General features: G+C 65.2%; 16 protein-coding genes and 3 tRNA genes. 13 read left to right on the forward strand and 6 right to left on the reverse strand.

The genetic code is table 11. The features are described 5' to 3' along the window. Positions 1-118: 118 nt before the first annotated feature. Positions 119-796, reverse strand: coding sequence for a DNA repair protein RadC (gene radC, locus A9974_RS09960; protein WP_183003931.1), 678 nt, complete (start codon positions 794-796; stop codon positions 119-121). 51 nt (positions 797-847) lie between these two features. Here radC and A9974_RS09965 point away from each other — a divergent pair, with 51 nt between their 5' ends. The 3 genes from A9974_RS09965 to maiA all read left to right on the forward strand — a co-directional run bounded on the left by A9974_RS09965 (position 848) and on the right by maiA (position 3023). Then, complete coding sequence (locus A9974_RS09965) at positions 848-1324, forward strand: peptidylprolyl isomerase (protein ID WP_183003932.1); 477 nt, start codon at positions 848-850, stop codon at positions 1322-1324. Continuing rightward, positions 1324-2301 (forward strand): 4-hydroxy-3-methylbut-2-enyl diphosphate reductase, encoded by a 978-nt coding sequence (gene ispH / locus A9974_RS09970; protein WP_183003933.1) that lies wholly within the window; start codon positions 1324-1326, stop codon positions 2299-2301. The genes A9974_RS09965 and ispH overlap by 1 nt, the downstream gene beginning before the upstream one ends. 77 nt (positions 2302-2378) lie before the next feature. Continuing rightward, positions 2379-3023 carry a maleylacetoacetate isomerase gene (maiA, locus tag A9974_RS09975; protein WP_183003934.1) on the forward strand — a complete coding sequence of 215 codons (645 nt, stop codon included), beginning with the start codon at positions 2379-2381 and terminating at the stop codon, positions 3021-3023. Between the two features lie 49 nt (positions 3024-3072). Here maiA and A9974_RS09980 read toward each other — a convergent pair whose 3' ends face one another. The 4 genes from A9974_RS09980 to A9974_RS09995 all read right to left on the reverse strand — a co-directional run bounded on the left by A9974_RS09980 (position 3073) and on the right by A9974_RS09995 (position 6905). Further along, positions 3073-4518, reverse strand: coding sequence for a DegQ family serine endoprotease (locus tag A9974_RS09980; protein WP_183003935.1), 1446 nt, complete (start codon positions 4516-4518; stop codon positions 3073-3075). A gap of 64 nt (positions 4519-4582) precedes the next feature. Continuing rightward, positions 4583-5926, reverse strand: coding sequence for an ATP-binding protein (locus A9974_RS09985; protein ID WP_183003936.1), 1344 nt, complete (start codon positions 5924-5926; stop codon positions 4583-4585). Beyond that, the gene (locus A9974_RS09990) at positions 5923-6582 is read right to left on the reverse strand and encodes a response regulator (RefSeq protein WP_183003937.1); all 660 of its coding nucleotides are present in this window, start codon (positions 6580-6582) and stop codon (positions 5923-5925) included. The genes A9974_RS09985 and A9974_RS09990 overlap by 4 nt, the downstream gene beginning before the upstream one ends. A 247-nt stretch (positions 6583-6829) precedes the next feature. Beyond that, positions 6830-6905, reverse strand: a tRNA-Thr gene (locus A9974_RS09995). Positions 6906-7118: 213 nt separating this feature from the next. Here A9974_RS09995 and A9974_RS10000 point away from each other — a divergent pair. The 4 genes from A9974_RS10000 (at position 7119) to A9974_RS10015 (ending at position 10698) form a co-directional block, all read left to right on the forward strand. Beyond that, positions 7119-7194: transfer RNA gene (locus A9974_RS10000), tRNA-Asn, on the forward strand. Between the two features lie 234 nt (positions 7195-7428). Next, positions 7429-8655, forward strand: a complete 1227-nt coding sequence (zigA, locus tag A9974_RS10005; RefSeq protein WP_183003938.1) for a zinc metallochaperone GTPase ZigA — start codon at positions 7429-7431, stop codon at positions 8653-8655. Positions 8656-8682: 27 nt separating this feature from the next. Beyond that, the gene (locus A9974_RS10010) at positions 8683-9690 is read left to right on the forward strand and encodes a GTP-binding protein (RefSeq protein ID WP_183003939.1); all 1008 of its coding nucleotides are present in this window, start codon (positions 8683-8685) and stop codon (positions 9688-9690) included. A gap of 108 nt (positions 9691-9798) precedes the next feature. Then, entirely contained in the window at positions 9799-10698 is a 900-nt protein-coding gene (locus A9974_RS10015; protein WP_183003940.1) for a LysR family transcriptional regulator, read from the forward strand. Positions 10699-11492: 794 nt separating this feature from the next. On the opposite strand, the gene A9974_RS10020 is transcribed toward A9974_RS10015, so the two are convergent. Continuing rightward, a tRNA-Met gene (locus A9974_RS10020) sits at positions 11493-11569 on the reverse strand. 71 nt (positions 11570-11640) lie between these two features. Here A9974_RS10020 and scpB point away from each other — a divergent pair. The 6 genes from scpB (at position 11641) to rbfA (ending at position 20626) form a co-directional block, all read left to right on the forward strand. Further along, the gene (scpB, locus tag A9974_RS10025; protein ID WP_370539610.1) at positions 11641-12813 is read left to right on the forward strand and encodes an SMC-Scp complex subunit ScpB; all 1173 of its coding nucleotides are present in this window, start codon (positions 11641-11643) and stop codon (positions 12811-12813) included. 35 nt (positions 12814-12848) lie between these two features. Beyond that, on the forward strand, positions 12849-14657 hold the full coding sequence (gene rluB, locus A9974_RS10030; RefSeq protein ID WP_183003942.1) for a 23S rRNA pseudouridine(2605) synthase RluB: 1809 nt from the start codon (positions 12849-12851) through the stop codon (positions 14655-14657). Positions 14658-15070: 413 nt separating this feature from the next. Then, complete coding sequence (gene rimP, locus A9974_RS10035) at positions 15071-15574, forward strand: ribosome maturation factor RimP (RefSeq protein ID WP_183003943.1); 504 nt, start codon at positions 15071-15073, stop codon at positions 15572-15574. Next, complete coding sequence (gene nusA, locus A9974_RS10040) at positions 15571-17049, forward strand: transcription termination factor NusA (protein WP_183003944.1); 1479 nt, start codon at positions 15571-15573, stop codon at positions 17047-17049. Before rimP ends, nusA begins: the two co-directional genes overlap by 4 nt. Before the next feature lie 92 nt (positions 17050-17141). After that, on the forward strand, positions 17142-20201 hold the full coding sequence (gene infB, locus A9974_RS10045) for a translation initiation factor IF-2 (RefSeq protein WP_183003945.1): 3060 nt from the start codon (positions 17142-17144) through the stop codon (positions 20199-20201). Between the two features lie 23 nt (positions 20202-20224). Beyond that, on the forward strand, positions 20225-20626 hold the full coding sequence (rbfA, locus tag A9974_RS10050) for a 30S ribosome-binding factor RbfA (protein ID WP_025140228.1): 402 nt from the start codon (positions 20225-20227) through the stop codon (positions 20624-20626). Positions 20627-20639: the final 13 nt, after the last annotated feature.

Raw genomic sequence — 20639 nt, forward strand, 5'->3', positions numbered from 1 at the left:
ATTAGGTTAAGCCTAAAGCAATATCGGGCGGTAGTCTAACGAAATCCCGGCAGGCGCGCAGCCCCCGCGGCCTGGATGGTTTCCCGGAGGGGGGCAGTTGCTGTTCGAGCCGCGCGCCCTACAGCCGGCCCAGTTCCGCCATGGAGGCGACCTCGTCGCCGGCAACGATCAGGTGGTCCACCAGCGTGACGTCCACCAGCGCCAGCGCCTGTTTCAGGTGGCCGGTGAACGCCTGGTCCGCCGCGCTGGGTTCGGCCAATCCGGAGGGGTGGTTGTGGGCCACGATCAGGGCGGCCGCATGGTGCCGCAGGGCCTCGCGCACGACCTCGCGGGGATACACGGAGGCCTGCGACAGCGTGCCGCGCGCCAACTCGCCGCTGGCGATCAGCCGCAACTGGCTGTCCAGGTAGAGGGCGATGCAGTGCTCGATGCGGCGGTGGGCCAGCGTGACCTTGCAATATTGTTTCACCCGCGAGGGGTGATCCAGCGTGCTGTCGCGCGTTAGCTCTTCTTCGACGGCGCGCTTGGCCAGTTCCAGCACCGCCGCCAGGGCGCAGGCCTTGGCCGTGCCCAGGCCGGGCACGGCCAGCAATTCTTCGGGGGTGGCGCCCAGCAGCCCGCGCAGGCCGGAAAAACGTTCCAGCAGCTGGCCGGCCAGATCCAGCACATTCAGGCCCGGCACCCCCGTGCGTAGCCCGATGGCGAGCAGTTCGGCATTTTGTAACGCGGCGGCGCCATGGCGCAGCAGGCGCTCTCGGGGACGCTCGTGTTTGGACACCCGCGCAGACAATTTCATAAGAGGCTCTAAAATCAGGGTTTACTTACTGTTTAAACACGGTGGCAGATCTTGAGCATCGCCTCTAATGAAGTGAACGTTTTGGTCCGTCCGGACTCCTACCTGACGCTACACTACCGCATCACGCTGGCCTCCGGTCCGGGCCAGGATTCGGTGTTCACCGACACCTTCGACGGCCGTCCCGCGACGCTGCAGATGGGCAGCGGCCAATGGGCCCCCGGCCTGGAGGCCGCCTTGCTGGGCAAGGCCGAGGGTGACCGTTTCAGCGTGACGCTGGAGCCCGCCGACGCCTATGGCGACCGCAACCCCGAGCTGATCCAGCGCGTCACGCGCAAGATGCTCGCCGAGCACGCCGGCGCCGACGCCACGTTCGAGCCGGGCGACCTGGTCGAATTCGCCGCCCCCAATGGCGGCCGGTATTCGGGCGTCCTGAAGGAAATCAACGAGGAATCGGCGCTGTTCGATTTCAACCACCCGCTCGCGGGCGTCCGTTTGCGAGTCGACGTGGCGCTGCTGGGAGTTCTCTGATGAGCCAGGTTGTCACCGCCGCCGATGCCGAAGTCCTGCTGGCGCAGCCGCGCGGCTTCTGTGCCGGCGTGGATCGCGCCATCGACATTGTCGAGCGCGCGCTCGAACTGCATGGCGCGCCGATCTATGTGCGCCACGAGATCGTCCATAACCGCTATGTGGTCGAAGACCTGCGCGCGAAGGGCGCCATCTTCATTGACGAGCTGGACGACGCGCCGGCCGGCGCGATCGTCGTGTTCTCGGCCCATGGCGTGTCCAAGGCGGTGAGGGCCGAGGCCGAGGCGCGCGGGCTGCAGGTGTTCGACGCCACCTGCCCGCTGGTCACCAAGGTGCACATCGAAGTCGCGCGCATGCGCGCCGCCGGCCGCGAGATCATCATGATCGGCCACAAGGGCCATCCGGAAGTCGAAGGCACGCTGGGCCAGGCCCAGGGGGGCATGTACCTGGTCGAAACCGTCGAGGACGTGGCAGGCCTTGAGGTCGCCAACCCCGACAACCTCGCCTACGTCACGCAGACGACGCTGTCGGTGGACGATGCCGCGGCGGTCTCCAAGGCGCTCAAGGCGCGCTTTCCGGGCATTGTCGAGCCCAAGAAAAGCGACATCTGCTATGCCACCCAGAACCGCCAGGACGCGGTCAAGATGCTGTCGCCGGAGTGCGACCTGGTGCTGGTAGTGGGCAGCCCCAACAGCTCCAATTCCAACCGCCTGCGCGAAGTCGCCGACCGCATGGGCGTGGCGTCGTACCTGATCGACGGCGCGCAGTCCATCGACCCGGCCTGGCTGGTCGGCCGTAAGCGCATCGGCGTGACCGCCGGCGCTTCGGCCCCCGAGATCCTGGTGCAGCAAGTGATCGCGCGGGTCAAGGAACTGGGCGCGGTGTCGGTGCGCACCATGCCCGGCCTGGAAGAAAACGTGGCGTTCCCGCTGCCCAAGGGCCTGTCGCGCAAGGCGGCCCAGACCGAATCGCTGGAATAGGCGCGCGGCGTCCCGGCGCACATCAAAAAGCGCAACGCCCGGCGGGCGTGGCGCGCGACAAGAACCAAGGAGACTTCATGCAGTTGTACAGCTATTTCCGCAGCTCGGCCGCGTACCGGGTGCGCATCGCCCTGAACCTGAAAGGCCTGCCGTACGAATACCTGGCTGTGCATCTGTTGAAGGATGGCGGACAGCAGCTCTCGCCGGATTACCGCAAGGTCAATCCCACCGGGCTGGTGCCCACGCTGATCGATGGCGACGCCGTCATCGGCCAGTCGCTGGCCATCATCGAATACCTGGAAGAAACCCATCCGCAGACGCCGCTGCTGCCGGCCGATCCGATCGGCCGCGCGCGGGTGCGCGACCTGGCGCTGGGCATTGCCTGCGACACGCACCCGCTGAACAACCTACGGGTGCTGAAGTACCTGAAGCATACGCTGGGGGTGGACGAGGCCGCCAAGAACGCCTGGTACCGCCACTGGGTGGATCAGGGGCTGCAAGCCCTGGAGGCGCAACTGACCGGCTCCACGGCCACGGGCAAGTTCTGCCACGGCGACACGCCCACCATCGCGGACCTGTGCCTGGTGCCGCAGGTGGCCAACGCGCGCCGCCTGGAGTGCGACCTGAGCGCCATGCCCACGGTGGTGCGCATTGATGCCGCCTGCCGCGAGTTGCCGGCATTCGATGCGGCTGCGCCGGGCAAGCAGCCCGACGCGGAGTAATGTTCAGGCTGGCCGGGGGCGCAACCGCGCCCCCGGCTGCCCGGAGCACTTAGCCGAGCTGCACCGGCACGAAGATCTTGTCTTCACCGCGTTGCACCAGCAGCGCGACGGTCTTGCCCGCCTTCGACAGGGCGTCCTTGACCTGGCTGACGTTGTGTACCGGCACGCCGTTCAGCGAGAGCAGCACGTCACCCGGTTGGATGCCGGCCTTGGCGGCCGGACCCGCCGATTGCTCGATCAAGAGTCCCTGCGTGCCCGATGCTTCCTGCTCCTGCGGGGAGAGCGGGCGTAGCGCCAGGCCGAGCTGGCCCTTCTGCACCTCGCGGCTCTCGCCGGCAGCCTGCGTCCGGTCCTTGGGAATGCCGCCCAGGGTAGCCACCACTTCCTTGGCCGAGCCGTTGCGCCACAGATCCAGCGTGATCTTGTCGCCGGGGGTGGCCAGCGTGATCAGCGAGGCCAGGTCACCCGAGGAGACGATGGTCTTGCCGTTGATCTTGCGCACCACGTCGCCCGGCTGCAGACCGGCTTTTTCGGCCGCGCTGCCTTTTTCCACGCTGGACACCAGCGCGCCAGACGGCGTATCCAGCTTGAACGAATTGGCCAGGTCCTGGTTCACTTCCTGCACCGTGACGCCCAGGCGCGCATGCTGCACCTTGCCGTGCTCCAGGATCTGGTCCTTGATCTTGTAGGCGACGTCGATGGGGATCGAGAACGACAGGCCTTGGAAGCCGCCGGTGCGGCTGTAGATCTGCGAATTGATGCCGACGACTTCGCCGCGGTCGTTGAACAGCGGTCCGCCCGAGTTGCCCGGGTTCACGGCCACGTCGGTCTGGATGAACGGCACCGAGGTGTCGTCCGGCAGCGAGCGGCCCTTGGCGCTGACGATGCCGGCCGTGGCGGTGTTTTCCAGGCCATACGGCGAGCCGATGGCCAGCACCCATTCGCCGACCTGCAGCTGGTTCACGTCGCCCACTTTCACGACTGGCAGGTTCTTGGCGTCGATCTTGATGACGGCCACGTCGGTCTGCGTGTCGGCGCCCAGTACCTTGGCGCGGTATTCACGGCGGTCGGTCAGCTTGACGGTGACTTCCTTGGCGCCTTGCACCACGTGCGCGTTGGTCAGGATGATGCCGTCGCTGCTGACGATGAAGCCCGAGCCTTCGCCGCGTATCGGCACTTCGCGCGACGGCATGCCGCCGCGCGCGCCGGGGATCTGGCCAAAGAATTGCGCGAACGGATCCTCGTCGTCATCGGACACTTTGCGCGTGCCGCTGATGCTGATGTTGACCACGGCGGGGCCGTAGTCGTGCGTGATCTGCACGAAGTTAGGCGCGCTGGTCGGCCCGATCGCGGGGGCGGCGGTAGCCACGGGCGACGGCGCATTGGCTGCCATCGAAACGCCGCCAAACGCGGCGGTGGCGCCCGCGCCGCCAATCGCGCCGGCGGCCAGCAGCGCCAGCACCAGGCGCGAGGGGTTCATTTGCGAGGTCTTCATGTCGGCTCCTGCGTTCATGTTTGAGGACATGGCGCTATCTTCGGGCCTGACACTTAGGTGAAACTTAAGTCGGCGGATGACCCTGCGGGAAGTCCACCTTGGCTCGCAGGCCCTGGCCGCCCGGGGCGTCTTCCAGCGTGATGACCGCGCCGTGGCGTTCGGCGATGGCGCGCGCGATGGCCAGCCCCAGGCCACTGCCGTGCTGGGTATTGCCTTCCACGCGGTAGAAGCGGTCGAACACTCGGGTGCGTTCGTCAGGCGGGATGCCCGGGCCGTTGTCGTCGACCAGCAGGGTGACGCGACCCGCTTGCGTGTCCAGCCGGATGCCGACATGGCCGCCGTCGGGCGTGTATTTGATGGCGTTGTCCAGCAGATTGCGCGTCAGCAGCACCAGCGCATCGCGATGTCCCGCCACCCAGGCTTCGGGGGTGCCCTGCAGGTCCAGGCCGATGGCCTTGGCATTGGCCGCCGGCAAGGTTTCAGACAGCGCCAGGCGCAGTACCTCGCCCAGGTCCACCGGTTCGGCGGGCGGCTGCTCGGCCGAGTCTTCGTGGCGCGCCATGGACAGCAGTTGCTCGACCAGCCGCGTGGCGCGCTCGATGCCGGCCGCCAGGCGCTGTTCGGCCACGCGGCGGCTGCCTTCGTCGCCCGCGCGGCGCAGGGACTGCAGTTGCAGGGTCAGCGCCGCCAGCGGCGAGCGCAATTCGTGCGCCGCATCGCCGACGAACTGCTTTTGCAGCGCGAACGCGCCGCGCATCCGCTCCAGCAGCAGGTTCAGTTCCTGCATCAGGGGCTGGATTTCATCGGGCAGGTCGGGCACGTCGATGGGCGACAGGTCCTCGGGCCGCCGGTCGGCCACCTGGGCCCGCGCGCGCTTGACCGGCCGCAGCGACCAACTGATCACGCACCAGACGATCAGCATCAGCAGCGGCGCCGCCGCCGCGATCGGCGCGATCGTGCGCCAGGCCAGCGAACTGGCCATGCGCTTGCGCACGTTCATGTCCTGCGCCACCTGGATCACCTGGAACGGCGTGGCCAGCGAATAGACGCGGTAGGTGCTGCCTTCCACCTGGGCGTCGGCAAAGCCGAGGATGATCTGGTCGGGCAGGGGGCGGCGCGAGCGGGAGTTGAAGACGCGCACGCCGTCCGGCGTCCAGATCTGGATGATGAGGTCATCAGCTACGGGCGTGGCCGAGCCTTTGGCGTGCGTGGGGCCCATCCGCAGCAGCCCGTCGCCGGTGCCCAGCGACAGGGCGGTGCGCTGCAGCAGCGAGTCGAAAATGTCGTCGGCCTGCTGCAAGGTGCTGCGGTAGGCGACGGCGCCTTGCACCAGCGCCCCCACCGCGATCGCGGCGAGCAGGAAGAACAGCAAGCGGGCCCGCAGCGAATAGCTAAGCGGAATGCTCATGTTTTGGGAATGACATAGCCGACGCCTCTGACGTTCTGGATCAGGTCCGGACCCAGTTTCTTGCGCAGGCCATGAATATAAACCTCAACCGCGTTGCTGCTCACGCTGTCCTTCCAGCTGTAGAGCTTTTCTTCGAGCTGGGCGCGCGAAAAGATCATGCCGGGACGAGCGATCAGGGGTTCCAGCACGGCCCATTCGCGGGCGGTCAGCGGCACCGGGGTGCCATCGACCGTGGCGGCATGCGATTGCGGATCGATGGTCACGCCATCGTGTTCAAAGATGGGTTCGGCCCGGCCGGCGCTGCGGCGGATCAGGGCGCGCATGCGGGCCAGCAGTTCGTCCACGTCGTACGGCTTGACGATGTAGTCGTCGGCGCCCGCGTCCAGGCCTGCGATGCGGTCGGTGATGGCGTCGCGCGCGGTGGCGATCAGCACGGGGGTGCGGTCCTTGCGGGCCCGCAGGTCGCGTAGCAGCGCCAGGCCGTCGCGCTTGGGCAGCCCCAGGTCCAGCAGGACGAGGTCGTAGGGATCGGTGTGCAGCGCCAAGTCGGCGGCGTGGCCGTCCTTGACCCAGTCGACGGCGTAGTGCTCGGCGCGCAGGCAATCCAACACGCTTTCACCGATCATGATGTCGTCTTCGACAAGAAGGATGCGCATGGTTGTTCCCGCTGGGTGGTGTCCAGCAGGTTGGATGCATGGCGGGGGCCGGGAGTTCCCGTGGCAGACTTGGCGACGGCGGATTGCACTTGTGGCTGCGCTTGTGGCTGCACTTGTGGCTGCGCTTATGGCTGCGCTCACTGCTGCGCGGGTTGGCGCGCTTGTCGTTGCGCCCGTTGTCAGCCCATCCGCGGCTTTCTGCCGCGGAAATGAAAAAAGCAGCCCGAGAGGGCTGCTTTTTGAATCTTGGTGCCGGCAATAGGAGTCGAACCTACGACCTTCGCATTACGAATGCGCTGCTCTACCAACTGAGCTATGCCGGCAAGACCATTTGCTTCGTTTCCGGCAGGCCAGAAGGGGAAAGCAAAACATCTTTTTTCTTCCCAGTTCAACGCCTTTTTATGGGGCCCGATCTGGAAAGACCGAAATCATATCAGAGTTTTTTGGCGATGGGAAACAAGGGCGGCTACTTATGCAAAAAAAGTCGCGATTTGCATGCTTCGTTTTTTTCGTTCATAATCTCGTTTCTTAGCAGTTCCCCGATAGCTCAGTCGGTAGAGCGACGGACTGTTAATCCGCAGGTCGCTGGTTCGAGCCCAGCTCGGGGAGCCAAAGAATTCAGGGCCATTCACGCAAGTGAATGGCCCTTTTGGTTTGGTTTTTCGATGCGCGTTGATCGCGCGGGGCTTGGCGTTTCCAGTGGCTGGCATCTCCAGTGGCTGGCATCTCCAGTGGCTCGGGCGTTTGGCTGGCCGGCGGATTCGAGTCTTGGCGGTTTTTCTTGAATCCCCTTTCGTCAAAGAAAGTGTTATGTAATAACATTCTAATTTTGACGAGGTGATCATCATGCAGACAGAAGGCGCGGCGCGTCCGCAAGACCGGCGCTTGCCGGTGACGGTGTTGTCCGGTTTCCTGGGCGCGGGCAAGACGACCCTGCTCAACCATGTGCTGAACAACCGCGAGGGCCGGCGCGTCGCGGTCATCGTCAATGACATGTCCGAGGTCAACATCGACGCGAGGCTGGTGCGCGAGGGTGGGGCGGCCTTGTCGCGGGCTGATGAAAAGCTGGTGGAGATGAGCAATGGTTGCATCTGCTGTACCTTGCGCGAGGATCTGCTGATCGAGATCCGCCGCTTGGCCGCCGAGGGGCGGTTCGATTATCTGCTGATCGAATCCACTGGCATTTCCGAGCCTTTGCCGGTCGCCGAAACCTTCACGTTCCGGGATGAAGACGGGTCCAGCCTTTCCGACATTGCGCGGCTGGACACCATGGTGACGGTCGTGGATGCGTTCAATTTCCTGCGCGATTACGCCAGCCACGACAACCTGGCCGCGCGGGGTCAGGCGCTGGGCGAAGGGGATGAGCGCACCGTGGTGGACCTGCTGATCGAGCAGGTCGAGTTCTGCGACGTGATGGTGTTGAACAAGACCGATCTGGTGGCTCCCGACGAGCTGGCGCGCCTGGAAGCCATCCTGCACAAGCTCAATCCGCGCGCGGATATCGTGCGTGGCGAATTCGGCTGCGTGCCGCTGGCGCGGGTGCTGGATACCGGGCGCTTCGATTTCGAGGCGGCGGCGCAGGCGCCCGCCTGGCTCAAGGAGTTGCGCGGAGACCGCGTGCCCGAGACTCAGGAATATGGCATTGGCAGTTTCGTGTTCCGTGCCCGCCGGCCGTTTCATCCGCAACGGCTATGGGATTGGGTGCACGAGGAGTGGCCGGGCGTGGTGCGGTCCAAGGGCTATTTCTGGTTGGTCACGCGACCCGCGATCGCCGCGTCCTGGTCGCAGGCCGGACCGGTCACGCGCTATGGCGCGGCAGGGTATTGGTGGGCCGCGCTGCCGGCCGAACGCTGGCCGGACGATGCGGAGTCACGCGCCCGCATCGTGGCGGACTGGGATCCTGTCCATGGCGACCGCTGCCAGGAACTGGTCTTGATCGGCATCGGCATGGATGAGGCCGCGCTGCGTGCGCGCCTGACCGACTGCCTGATGACCCAGGAAGAAATGGCCCGGCCGGCCGTGGAATTGGCTACCATCCGGGATCCGTTCCCGCTTTGGGGACCGGCGCACTAGCGAGGGCGGGGCAAGGCTCCGGGATGGATGGGCACGCAAGACGACAAGCGCATCGGCGTAACGGTGATTTCGGGGTTTCTGGGTAGCGGCAAGACGACACTGCTCAATCGCCTGTTGCGAGAGCCGGCCTACGCCGACGCGGTCGTCATCGTCAACGAGTACGGCGATATTGGCGTGGATCATCACCTGGTCCGTCAGGCGCAGGACAACATCGTCCTGATCGAGGGCGGCTGCCTGTGCTGTGTGGTCAGCGGCGCGGTCGCGGACACCCTGCGCGAGCTGTTCATGCTGGCCGTCAGCCGCCGCATCAAGCCGTTTCGGCGGGTGCTGATCGAAACCAGCGGATTGGCGGACCCGGCGCCGGTGCTCTTCACCCTCAAGCACGACCGTTTTCTGGCCGAGCGCTACGCCTACCAGGGCGCGCTCGTGCTGGTCGACGTGCGTCATGGCCCGGAGCAACTCGAGACCCAGCCCGAGGCCCTGCGCCAGCTTGCCCTGGCCGATACGATCGTATTCAGCAAATCCGACCTGGCCGATGCCGCGCAATTGCGCGGGGTGGAGCAGGCGGTGATCGCAATCAATCCCGGCGCCAGGCGTTGCGTGCAGCGCAACGATGCGCCCTTGGCCGGCGTATTGCTGGAAGGCGCTGATCCGCAGGCGCGTCGCGATGGCACCGATCTGGCAGCCTGGCTGCAGGCGTTTTCCAAGCCGATGGCGGCACGGCATGCGCAAGTGGCCAGTTTTTCCCTGACCCTGGTGGCTCCCATCGGTCGCGCGGCCTTCCTGGCGGGCGTCTCCCGCATCCAGGAGCAATTCGGCCCGGCGCTACTGCGGATGAAGGGGCTGGTCTGTTTCGAGGGTGAGTCCTTGCCCTGCGAAGTGCATGGCGTGCATGGCGAGCTCTATCCTATCCGGCCGCTGGCCCAGTGGCCGGATGATGGCCGCCTGTCGCAATTGGTCTATATCGTTAGAGGCGTGGACGTCGCCGAGGTGCGTGCGGCGGCGTGCGCCGCGCTGGGGCAATTTCCGGCCTGAATTTGTACCGATCAGTCTTGTGAGGGGTTGCGGGCCGTCATTTCAGGTACTGAAAGTGCACGGAAATACGGTATAACCGGAAAGTCTGATGCAAAAATCGAGACAATCATGGACCGATTGAAAGCGATGCAGGTGTTCGTGGAGGTTGCCGACAGAGGAAGTTTGTCGGCGGCGGCGGTTCATCTGGATATGTCCCGGGCCATGGTGTCTCGCTACCTGGCGGAAATGGAGCAGTGGGTGGGGGTACGCCTGCTGCATCGCACCACCCGCCGCCTCAGCCTGACGCCGGCGGGCGCCGAAACGCTGCCGCGCTGCCGGCAGATGCTCGATATGGTGGGTGACCTGCGCAATGCGGTGTCCACGCCGGAAGACACGCCGCGCGGTCTGCTGCGCATGACGACAAGCATGTCGTTCGGCTCTCGGCATCTGGCGCGCGTCGTCACCGACTACGTCAAGCTGCATCCGGGCACTTCGGTGGACCTGATGCTGGTCGAGCGGGCCGTGAATCTGGTGGAAGAGCGGGTCGATCTGGCCGTGCGCATCACCAATGACCTCGATCCCAATCTGATCGCGCGCAAGCTGGCGGTGTGCCGGTCGGTGGTCTGCGCGTCGCCGGAATACCTGCGGCGCGAGGGCGAGCCGGCGCGGGTCGAGGATCTGTCCTTGCGCAATTGCCTGACCCATTCCTATTTTGGCAAGAGCCTCTGGCGTTTCGAGCGCGAGGGTGTGCCGGTGGATGTGCCGGTCAGCGGCAACATCAGTGCCAACGAAGTGTCGGTGTTGTCCCAGGCCGCGCTGGAGGGGGCGGGCATCGCGATGTTGCCGACCTACTACGCCGCCGAATATGTGGCCGATGGCCGCTTGAAGGCGATTCTGCCGCAAGCCAAGCCGCAGGAACTCGGCCTCTACGGCGTCTATGTCTCGCGCCGGCAGATGCCCTTGATCCTGCGTTCGATGCTGGACTTCCTCGTGGAACGGCTGGGGTCGGCGCCGTGGGATACGCAGTAGGGCCGATCGCGCTGCGGGAGGCGTGGCGGGGGTTCGCGCGGGCGAGTGCGCGGTGCCTTGGGTTGAGGCGCGGGTATATAACGGTATAATTTAAGTGCTTTATCGACAGGCTGGGCGCTGTGTCGCGGGGCTTTTGCCCGTGCCCCCAAGCATGCAGCCTTGGAAAACATCTAAGAATCGTAATTCCGGCTTGAATAAGCCGCCGCATCGCGGAGCACGGCTCCAGGTGTGCACGAGGGGAGGCGCATCCGCTTTTCCGGTTGACGGCATATGCGCCGCACCGAGGTGGGTGCCTGACGGTTCAGGTCCTTGATATCGATTACCGCAATATCGATTGCCGCGGAAAACAAGCGCCGGACATGGCGTGTTCCGCAGGCTTGTTGGCTTGTTATGCCAGCTTTTCCGGATTTTGCTTAAAACATTGTCCCCGCTTGTTGCCGGGGCGCGCGTTCAGTCCATTGCGTGCAGCCCATCTTGCCGGGCGCGGCCCCCGTGGCGTACGCCCGCGGCGCTTGGCAGTAAACACAGGAAGCTCGTGAGAAATTCGCAAACCAGCACCGTCCGTAGCCGTCCTGCCCATGGGTGGGCCAGGGCGGCTGCGCGAGCCGGCGTGCCGTGCGGGTTCGGTGTTGGCGCTGGCTTGGGTTCCATTGCCATTGCTATTGCCGCCGTGCGCGCGATCGAACCGGCGGTCCGGTCCGTCGTTGAACAATTGCTGGCACAAGAAACGTTGGCGCAAAAATTGTCGGCGCAAATGAAAAAGGCCCGGCGCATTCGCCAGGCCCTGATCAATTTGGTTGCGGGGGCAGGATTTGAACCTACGACCTTCGGGTTATGAGCCCGACGAGCTGCCAGACTGCTCCACCCCGCGTCTGAGAAAAGAATATTAACCTTATTTTCAACCTAACGCAAGTTAGCCCCTTTTATTGAATTTGAATGTCGATGAACGATAGCGAGGCAATACTCGTGCTGGAAACCGCGCTGCTTTGCGCGGTGCAGCCGATGCAACTGTCCGAAATGCGCAAGCTGTTCGGGGACGATGAACAATTCGACAACAGTGCCCTGCGCACGTTGCTGGAAACGCTGCAGGCCAACTGGGCCGATGGCGGTCTGGAGCTGGTGCAGCTGGCCACGGGCTGGCGGTTCCAGAGCCGGCCGCACATGCAGCGCTACCTGGAACGGCTCAATCCCGAAAAGCCGCCCAAGTACTCGCGCGCGGTGATGGAAACCCTGGCGATCGTGGCCTGGCGCCAGCCGGTGACCCGCGGCGACATCGAAGACATCCGCGGCGTCACCGTATCGTCGAACATTGTCAAGGCGCTGGAAGACCGCGGCTGGATCGAAGTAATCGGCCACCGCGACGCCCCGGGGCGCCCGGCGCTGTTCGGCACCACGCGGCAGTTCCTGGATGATCTGGGTCTGCGTGCGCTGGACGAGCTGCCCGCGCTGGAATCGGCGCACGCGGCGGCGGCCCTTGCGGGTCTGGATCTGGGCGAAGTGCAGCAACTGGCGGAGGCCGCCGAGGCCGAAGCGCAGGGCGATGCCGTGGCCGCCGAAGGCGAGGCGCCGGTCAATCCCGGTGAGGCTGGCGATGAGGCGCAGGCCAATATCCCGGTTGCGGAATTGTCTGTTTCGGACGACGATGCAACCATAGCGTCGGTCGATAGCGTAGAATCCCCGCTTTCGCGCACAGAAGAAGACGCGATTCCCGCAGACGATTCCACCGTCCGGGTGCAGGCCGAAAGCTTGTCCGATGCGCCATCCGTGGGCATCGAGAATGCCGGGCGCTTCGATGAAGCCGAGGCACCGGGCGTGGATGCCGCCCAAGAGGCGCATAGCGGGTTGTCCGAAAACCATGCAGATTCCGACAGTTCTGACGCAGCCGCAAAACCTGGCGACGCAAACGAACGTGTCGAGCACGCGGAAAGCGCGAAACCGACCGAACCGATAGACACGGCCGAACCCCTGGCGCCTGGCGCCGACGCGTTCGAGCCCGATACCGGCTCCGCCCCGGCGGAGCCTGCCGAGCCGGATTCCGATCAGTCCAAGGCTGATCGCGAACCGGCGTCCCCCGATGATGATGAGCCTGCCGCCGGCAGGCCTACCCAAGTTTGAAATTCGGAGCTGTCCCAGTGACAACGAATACAGCAATGCAGGACGATAATCCCCGTCCGGATGACGCCGTTTCCAACGGGCAGCCGGACGCTTCTGCTACCCGCGAGCCGGCCGCCGAGGGCGAAGCCCGCGGGCGCGGCCGCAAGCTGCGTACGCCGTTCCGCCGCCGCCGTGGCGATGCCGCTGCCGCCGAGCAGGCGCCGGCTGCCGAAGGGCAGGCCCCGGAGGCCAGCCAGGCCGATACGGCAGATACCCGTGGCGGTGAGCAAGAGGCCGAGCAGGCGCTGGCGTACCTGGATACCGCCGACCGCATGGAGCAGCGGCTGGGCAAGTACCTGAACAGCGACGTGGTCATGCCCAAGCTGCACAAGGTGCTGGCCGACGCCGGCATCGGCTCGCGCCGCGAAATGGAAGAGCTGATCGTCGCCGGCCGCGTGTCGGTCAACGGCGAGCCGGCCCATATCGGCCAGCGCGTGGCCCCGAACGACCAGGTCCGCGTCAATGGCAAGCCCATCATGCGGACCAACACCAAGAAGCCGCCGCGCGTGATCCTGTATCACAAGCCTTCCGGTGAAATCGTCAGCCATGACGACCCGGGCGGCCGCGCCAGCGTGTTCGCGCGCCTGCCCAAGCTGCGCACGGGCAAGTGGCTGTCGGTTGGCCGGCTCGACCTGAACACCGAAGGCCTGCTGATATTCACCACGTCGGGCGACATGGCCAACCGGATCATGCATCCGCGCTATGGCACCGAACGCGAGTACGCCGTGCGCGTGCTGGGCGAAATGGACGAAGCGCAGCGCCAGTCGCTGGTCGACGGCATCGAGCTGGAAGACGGCGTGGCCGCTTTCGGCGCGCTTGACTACCTGGGGGGCGACGGCAGCAACCGCTGGTACCGCGTGACCCTGCAGGAAGGCCGCAACCGTGAAGTGCGCCGCATGTTCGAGGCGGTCGGCGTGACGGTCAGCCGCCTGATCCGCACCCGTTTTGGCGACGTGGTGCTGCCGCGCACGCTGCGCCGTGGCCGCTGGGAAGAACTCGACGCGTCGCTGGTGACCGCGCTGATGGTTCAACTCGGTTTGTTGCGCGAAGACGACGATGCCGGTGGCAACCGCCGTCGCTCCAAGCAACCCCAATCGCACGACAGTGCCTTGCCTCCCGGTTTCGGTACGCTGGACCGCAATGGCATGAACGGCGCCCGCATCGGCCGCCGCGGCAAGATTCAAGGTGGCCGCGTGGGCAGCGCCGGTCAGACGGCGGCGTGTCCGTCGGACCCCTTCGGCACCGGCCTGATGATCGCCGGCGGCTATGCCAATGGTCATCCCCTGGCCAGCGAATCCTCCGGCAACGGTAACGGCAACCGCAAGGGCGGCAAGCCCGCGGGCAGCCGTGGCGCGGCTGGCGGCAAGCCGGGCGGCCGTCCTGGCGGCAAGGCGGGCGGCAAGCCCCGCGGCCCCCGCGCGGCGGCGGCGAACGGCCCGGCAATGCCCGCGGCGGTCGGCAATGTGGCCGAGGCGCCGGCAGGCGCCGGCCGCAAGCCCTCGGGCGGCAAGCCCGGTGGCAAGCCGGCGGGTGCGCGTGGCGGCAATGCCGGCCGTGGCGGCAAACCGGCAGGCGCGGGCCGTGGTCCCAACAAGGCCGAAGGCTCCCGCGCCGGTGGTGGTAACAAGCCGGAAGGCTCGCGCGCCGGCGGCGGCAATAACAAGGGCCCGGGCGCGGGCGGCAAGCCGCGCGCACCGCGCAGCGCTTCGTCTTCGCCGCGCGGCGATGACTGGCAGCCGCGCGGCGCATCGGCCCACGAATCCCGCCTGGGCGTGATGGGCGGGCGAGGCGGAAGAGGGCGTTAAGCTGCTTCCTGGGCGGTGCCGGAGCGGTGCCGCCAGTTGGATGTGTCCCACATAAACGTAAGCCCGTGACGAATCAGGCATTTTTCCAGTTTATCTGGTAAAATCAATGGTTTTCATGGCTTCGCGTTCTTGCCCTTGCCGCCTTGGCTTTTGCTTAGGCCGCCTGTTTCTTCATACAGGTATTGGGGTACGGAAGGTTATGCGGAGCGGGCGGGTGTGCCGGTGGGGGTTGTCAAGGCGGGTGCATTGCAGGTGGATGCAAGCCTAGGTTGACGCAACCCAGTCGACGCAAGCCGAAATTTTAGGTCGCAATATAGGGCACTGCCCAGCATTGCTCCTTACGTGCAGTAGGGTGGCGGCTGGGCACTGTGCAATACGGTGGGCTGGGCGTACAGCCCATTTTTTTTGAGTATATGGCTGATTTATTCGCATTGACCGAAGAGGCTCTTGCCGGCATGGGTGTCGAACTCGTCGACGTCGAGCGTGCCGCGCTGGGCCTTTTGCGCGTCACGATCGATCGGGTCGGCGGTGTGCGCATCGAAGACTGCGAGCAGGTGTCCCGCCAATTGTCGCGGGTGTACGAGGTCGAGAATGTCGACTACAAGCGGTTGGAAGTCGGTTCGCCGGGCATTGACCGCCCGCTGCGCAACGAGGCCGAATTCCGCCGTTTCGCAGGCGAGCGCATCGAGATCAAGCTGCGCGAGGCATTGGACGGGCGCAAAGTCTTCTCCGGCACGTTGACCGTGCCCGAGGGCGAGCCCGCAGCCCCGGATGCCGCGGCTGGTATGCACAAGACCGTGTTCGGTCTCGAATTTGAGGCAAAAAAGAACGAAGTCCAGGTGTTGAATTTCACGGTCGATGATATCGAGCGTGCAAAACTGGATCCCGTTCTGGATTTCAAGGGCAAAAAGCGATGAGTCGCGAAATTCTTCTGTTGGTCGATGCCTTGGCGCGTGAAAAGAACGTCACGCGTGATGTCGTTTTCGGGGCACTTGAAAGTGCGCTGGCCTCGGCCATGAAAAAGCGCTTCAAGGATGATGCGGACATTCGTGTCGCCATCGATCGTGAAACCGGTGACCACGAAGGCTTCCGCCGCTGGCTGGTGGTGCCGGACGAAGCGGGCCTGCAAGAGCCGGACAAGCAGGAAATGCTGTCCGACGCGATCGAAATCGTCCCTGGCATCCAGGAAGGCGAATACATCGAAGAGCCGCTCGAGCCCATCGAATTCGGCCGTATCGGCGCCCAGGCGGCCAAGCAGGCTATCCTGCAGAAGATCCGCGACGCCGAGCGCGAACAGGTGCTGAACGACTTCCTGGACCGTGGCGAAACCATCGTGTCCGGCACGATCAAGCGCATGGACAAGGGCGACGCCATCATCGAAACGGGCAAGATCGAAGCGCGCCTGCCGCGTTCCGAAATGATCCCGAAGGAAAACCTGCGGGTCGCCGACCGTGTCCGCGCCTTCGTGTTGCGCGTCGACCACGCCGCCCGCGGCCAGCAAGTGATCCTGTCGCGCACCTCGCCCGAGTTCATCCGCCAGCTGTTCGAGAACGAAGTGCCCGAGATCGAGCAGGGCCTGCTCGAGATCAAGGCGGCGGCTCGCGATGCCGGCGTGCGTGCCAAGATCGCCGTGGTGGCATACGATAAGCGTATCGACCCGATCGGCACCTGCGTGGGCATGCGCGGTTCGCGCGTAACCGCCGTGCGCAACGAGTTGGGCGGCGAACAGGTCGATATCGTGCTGTGGTCGGAAGATCCCGCACAATTCGTCATCGGCGCCCTGGCGCCCGCCAACGTCGAATCCATCGTGGTGGACGAAGACAAGCACGCGATGGACGTCGTGGTGGACGAAGAAAACCTGCCCAAGGCCATCGGTGCCAAGGGACAGAACGTGCGCCTGGCTTCCGAGCTGACCGGCTGGCAGATCAACATCATGACGCCGGAAGAAAGCCTGAATCGCCAGGAAGTCGAGCGTTCGGGCCTGCGCGCCACGTTCATGAACAAGCTGGACGTTGATGAGGAAGTCGCCGACATCCTGATCGACGAGGGTTTCACCGGTATCGAGGAAATCGCCTACGTGCCCATGCAGGAACTGCTGGAAATCGAGGCGTTTGACGAAGACACCATCAACGAGTTGCGCGCCCGTGCCCGCAATGCGCTGCTGACCGAGGCCATCGCCCAGGAAGAGCGCCTTGAAACCGCACAGGATTTGCTTGAACTCGAAGGCATGACGCAGGAACTGGCCGCCAAGCTGGCCGAGCGTCAAGTGCATACGCGTGATGATCTGGCCGAATTGGCAACGGACGAACTGGCGGAAATCGCCGGCGTGACCGAGCAGGAAGCCAGCGACCTCATCATGCGTGCCCGCGCCCATTGGTTCGACGAAGAATAACCAAAAGGACACGGGTCTGCGGCGGATGGCCGTCATATCCGCTGCAAGTTCACGTTGTTTGTAATAGCTGCATATAGGGAAGAGAGAGCCTAATGTCGAGTAACACCGTCGCCCAGTTCGCTACCGAGCTGAAAATGCCTGCCAATGTGCTGCTGGATCAGCTGCGCTCGGCTGGCGTTGACCTCAAATCGGTTGACGATTCCGTCACCGACAGCGACAAGGCGAAATTGCTCGAATCGCTGCGTCGCGCTCATGGCGCGACCGAAGGCAAGAAGATCACCCTGACGCGCCGCCAAACCTCCGAGATCCGGCAGGCTGACGCCACCGGCCGCTCGCGCACCATCCAGGTCGAGGTTCGCAAGAAGCGCGTGTTCGTCAAGCGTGATCCCTCCGAAATCGCCCTGGAACAGGCCGCTGGCGCTCGCGCCGAAGACGAAGCGGCCGTCGAAGAATCGCAGCAGGTGTCGGTGCCGGCCGTGTCCGAGGCTCCGGCCCCGGTCGAGCCGCGCGAAACCGCGCCCGTTCAGGCAGAGGCTCCGGCCCCCGCCCCGGTGGAAACGCCCGTTGCTGTTGAAGCGCCCGCGCCGGTAGAAGCGGCCGCGCCTGTTGAATCCGTCGCGGCCGAAGTGCCCGCCCCCGTCGAGGCGCAAGCCCCGGAAGTCCAGGCACAGCCTGAACCCGAACCGACGCCGGCGCCCGCTCCTGCCGAGCCCGTGGCCGATGTGGCCAAGCCCGAAGTCAAGACTGAATCCACCGAGCCCAAGGCTGAAGAAGCCAAGCCGGAACCCGTTGTGCTAGCTAATACGTCCGAACCATCTTCCTCCCAGGCCCCCGCGCCTGTCGCCCAGGCTCAGCCTGCCGCGAAGTCCGAATCCGTTAAATCCGCCGCCAAGCCGGTCGAAGCCGCCGCGCCCGCCGCCAAGGTTGGCAACCGCGCCGACAACCGCCGCGCGGGTCCCCCGCTTGCCGCCTCCGCCACTGGCGCTGGCCGCGACGAGGCCCGCCGCGCCGCCGAGGCGGAAGCCGCTGCCCTGCGCGAGATGCTGAACCGCCCGCGCAAGGTGCTGCGCGCCCCGGAACCGGAAGCGCCCGCCGCCGCTCCCGCAGCCCCGATTTCGGGCACGCTGCACAAGCCGGCCGGCAAGCCCGGTGCCGCGCCTGGCGCCAAGAAGGACGCCAAGCCCGCCGCCCCCGGCGCCAAGAAGACCATCAAGACGGCCGAAGTGGCTTCGACCTGGTCGGATGACGCCTCGCGCAAGAAGCCGGCCGACAAGCCGGCGGCTCCGGCCAGCCGTGACGGCTGGCGTGCGGGCGGCAAGGGCGGTGGCAAGGGCGGCGGCCGCGGTGGCCGCAACCAGCAGAACGACCGCCGCAACGAGCCGGCACCGCAAGAGTTCATCGCACGTGAAGTCCACGTGCCGGAAACCATCAGCGTGGCCGACCTGGCCCACAAGATGTCCGTCAAGGCCGCCGAGGTCATCAAGCAATTGATGAAGCTGGGCCAGATGGTCACCATCAACCAGGTGCTGGACCAGGAAACGGCCATGATCGTGGTCGAGGAACTGGGCCACGTGGCGATCGCCGCCAAGCTGGATGATCCGGAAGCCTTCCTGGACGAAACCGCCACCGTGTCGGAAGCCGAACAGCTGCCGCGCGCTCCGGTCGTGACCGTCATGGGCCACGTCGACCACGGCAAGACCTCGCTGCTGGATTACATCCGCCGCGCCAAGGTTGCCGCGGGCGAAGCCGGCGGCATTACCCAGCACATCGGCGCCTACCACGTTCAGACCGAACGCGGCATGGTGACCTTCCTTGACACCCCGGGCCACGAGGCGTTCACCGCCATGCGTGCCCGCGGCGCCAAGGCGACCGACATCGTCATCCTGGTGGTGGCCGCCGACGACGGCGTGATGCCGCAAACGCGTGAAGCCATCCACCATGCGAAGGCTGCCGGCGTGCCTATGGTGGTTGCCATCACCAAGATCGACAAGCCCTCGGCCAACCCCGACCGCGTGAAGCAGGAACTGGTTGCCGAGCAAGTGGTGCCGGAAGAATACGGCGGCGACGTGCCGTTCGTGGGGGTGTCCGCCAAGAGCGGCGAAGGCATCGACGCGCTGCTCGAAAACGTGCTGCTGCAAGCCGAAGTGCTGGAACTGAAGGCTCCCGAAGACGCGCCCGCCAAGGGCCTGGTCATCGAAGCCCGCCTGGACAAGGGCCGCGGCCCGGTCGCCACGATCCTGGTGCAGAGCGGTACGCTCAAGCGCGGCGACGTGGTGCTGGCCGGCGCGAGCTTCGGCCGCGTGCGCGCCATGCTCGACGAAAACGGCAAGCCGATCCAATCGGCCGGTCCGTCGATCCCCGTCGAAATCCAGGGCCTGACCGAAGTGCCGGCCGCCGGTGACGAGCTGATGGCACTGTCCGACGAGCGCAAGGCGCGCGAAATCGCGCTGTTCCGCCAGGGCAAGTTCCGCGACGTCAAGCTGGCTCGCCAGCAGGCCGCCAAGCTCGAGTCCATGTTCGACAACCTGGGCGAAGGCACGCAGACCCTGACCTTGATCGTCAAGACCGACGTGCAGGGTTCGCAGGAAGCGCTGGTGCAGTCGCTGGTCAAGCTGTCGACCGACGAAGTCCGTGTGCAAGTGGTGCACGCGGCCGTGGGCGGCATCTCTGAAACGGACATCAACCTGGCCATCGCCTCGAACGCGGTCGTCATCGGGTTCAACGTGCGTGCCGAAGCCAGCGCCAAGAAGCTGGCCGAGAACAACGGCATCGACGTGCGCTACTACAACATCATCTATGACGCCGTGGATGAAGTGAAGGCAGCCATGTCGGGCATGCTGGCACCCGAGAAGAAAGAAGAAATCATCGGCCTGGTCGAGATCCGCGAGGTCTACAGCATCTCGCGTCTCGGCAACATCGCCGGTTGCATGGTGCTCGATGGCATTGTGCGCCGCGATTCCCAGGTTCGCCTGCTGCGCAACAACGTGGTTCACTGGACGGGGCATCTCGAATCGCTGCGCCGCTTCAAGGACGACGTCAAGGAAGTCAAATCGGGCTTCGATTGCGGTCTTACGCTGCGCGGCAACAACGACATCCAGGTGGGTGACCAGCTGGAAGTCTTTGAAATCAAGGAAATCGCGCGTACGCTGTAAGGCGTCGCGAGGCATTATTTCTAATGAGCCGTCACAAGTCCAAAGCCATCCCCGGCCGCAATTTGCGGCTGGCCGACCAGATCCAGAAGGATCTGGCCGGGATCATCCAGCGCGAGATCGACACGACTCGCGCGGGACTGATCACGCTCTCTGGTGTGGAACTGTCGACCGACTACGCGCATGCCAAGGTGTATTTCACGGTGTTGGGCGCTGAGCCCGAAGCCGCGACCACCTTGCTGAACGAGAAGGCCGGCTGGCTGCATTCCCAGCTGTACAAGCTGTTGCACATCCATACTGTCCCCACATTGCGCTTCTTCCACGACGAGCAGATCGCCCGTGGCATCGAGATGTCGATCCTCATCGACCGCGCAAATCGGCCCGGCCCGCACTCGGGCGTGCCCGACGAACCTGAAGACCAGTCCTGATCGGGCTGTCGTC

It is taken from the genome of Achromobacter sp. UMC71 (genome assembly GCF_014170305.1).
Taxonomy (GTDB): Bacteria; Pseudomonadota; Gammaproteobacteria; order Burkholderiales; family Burkholderiaceae_B; genus Achromobacter.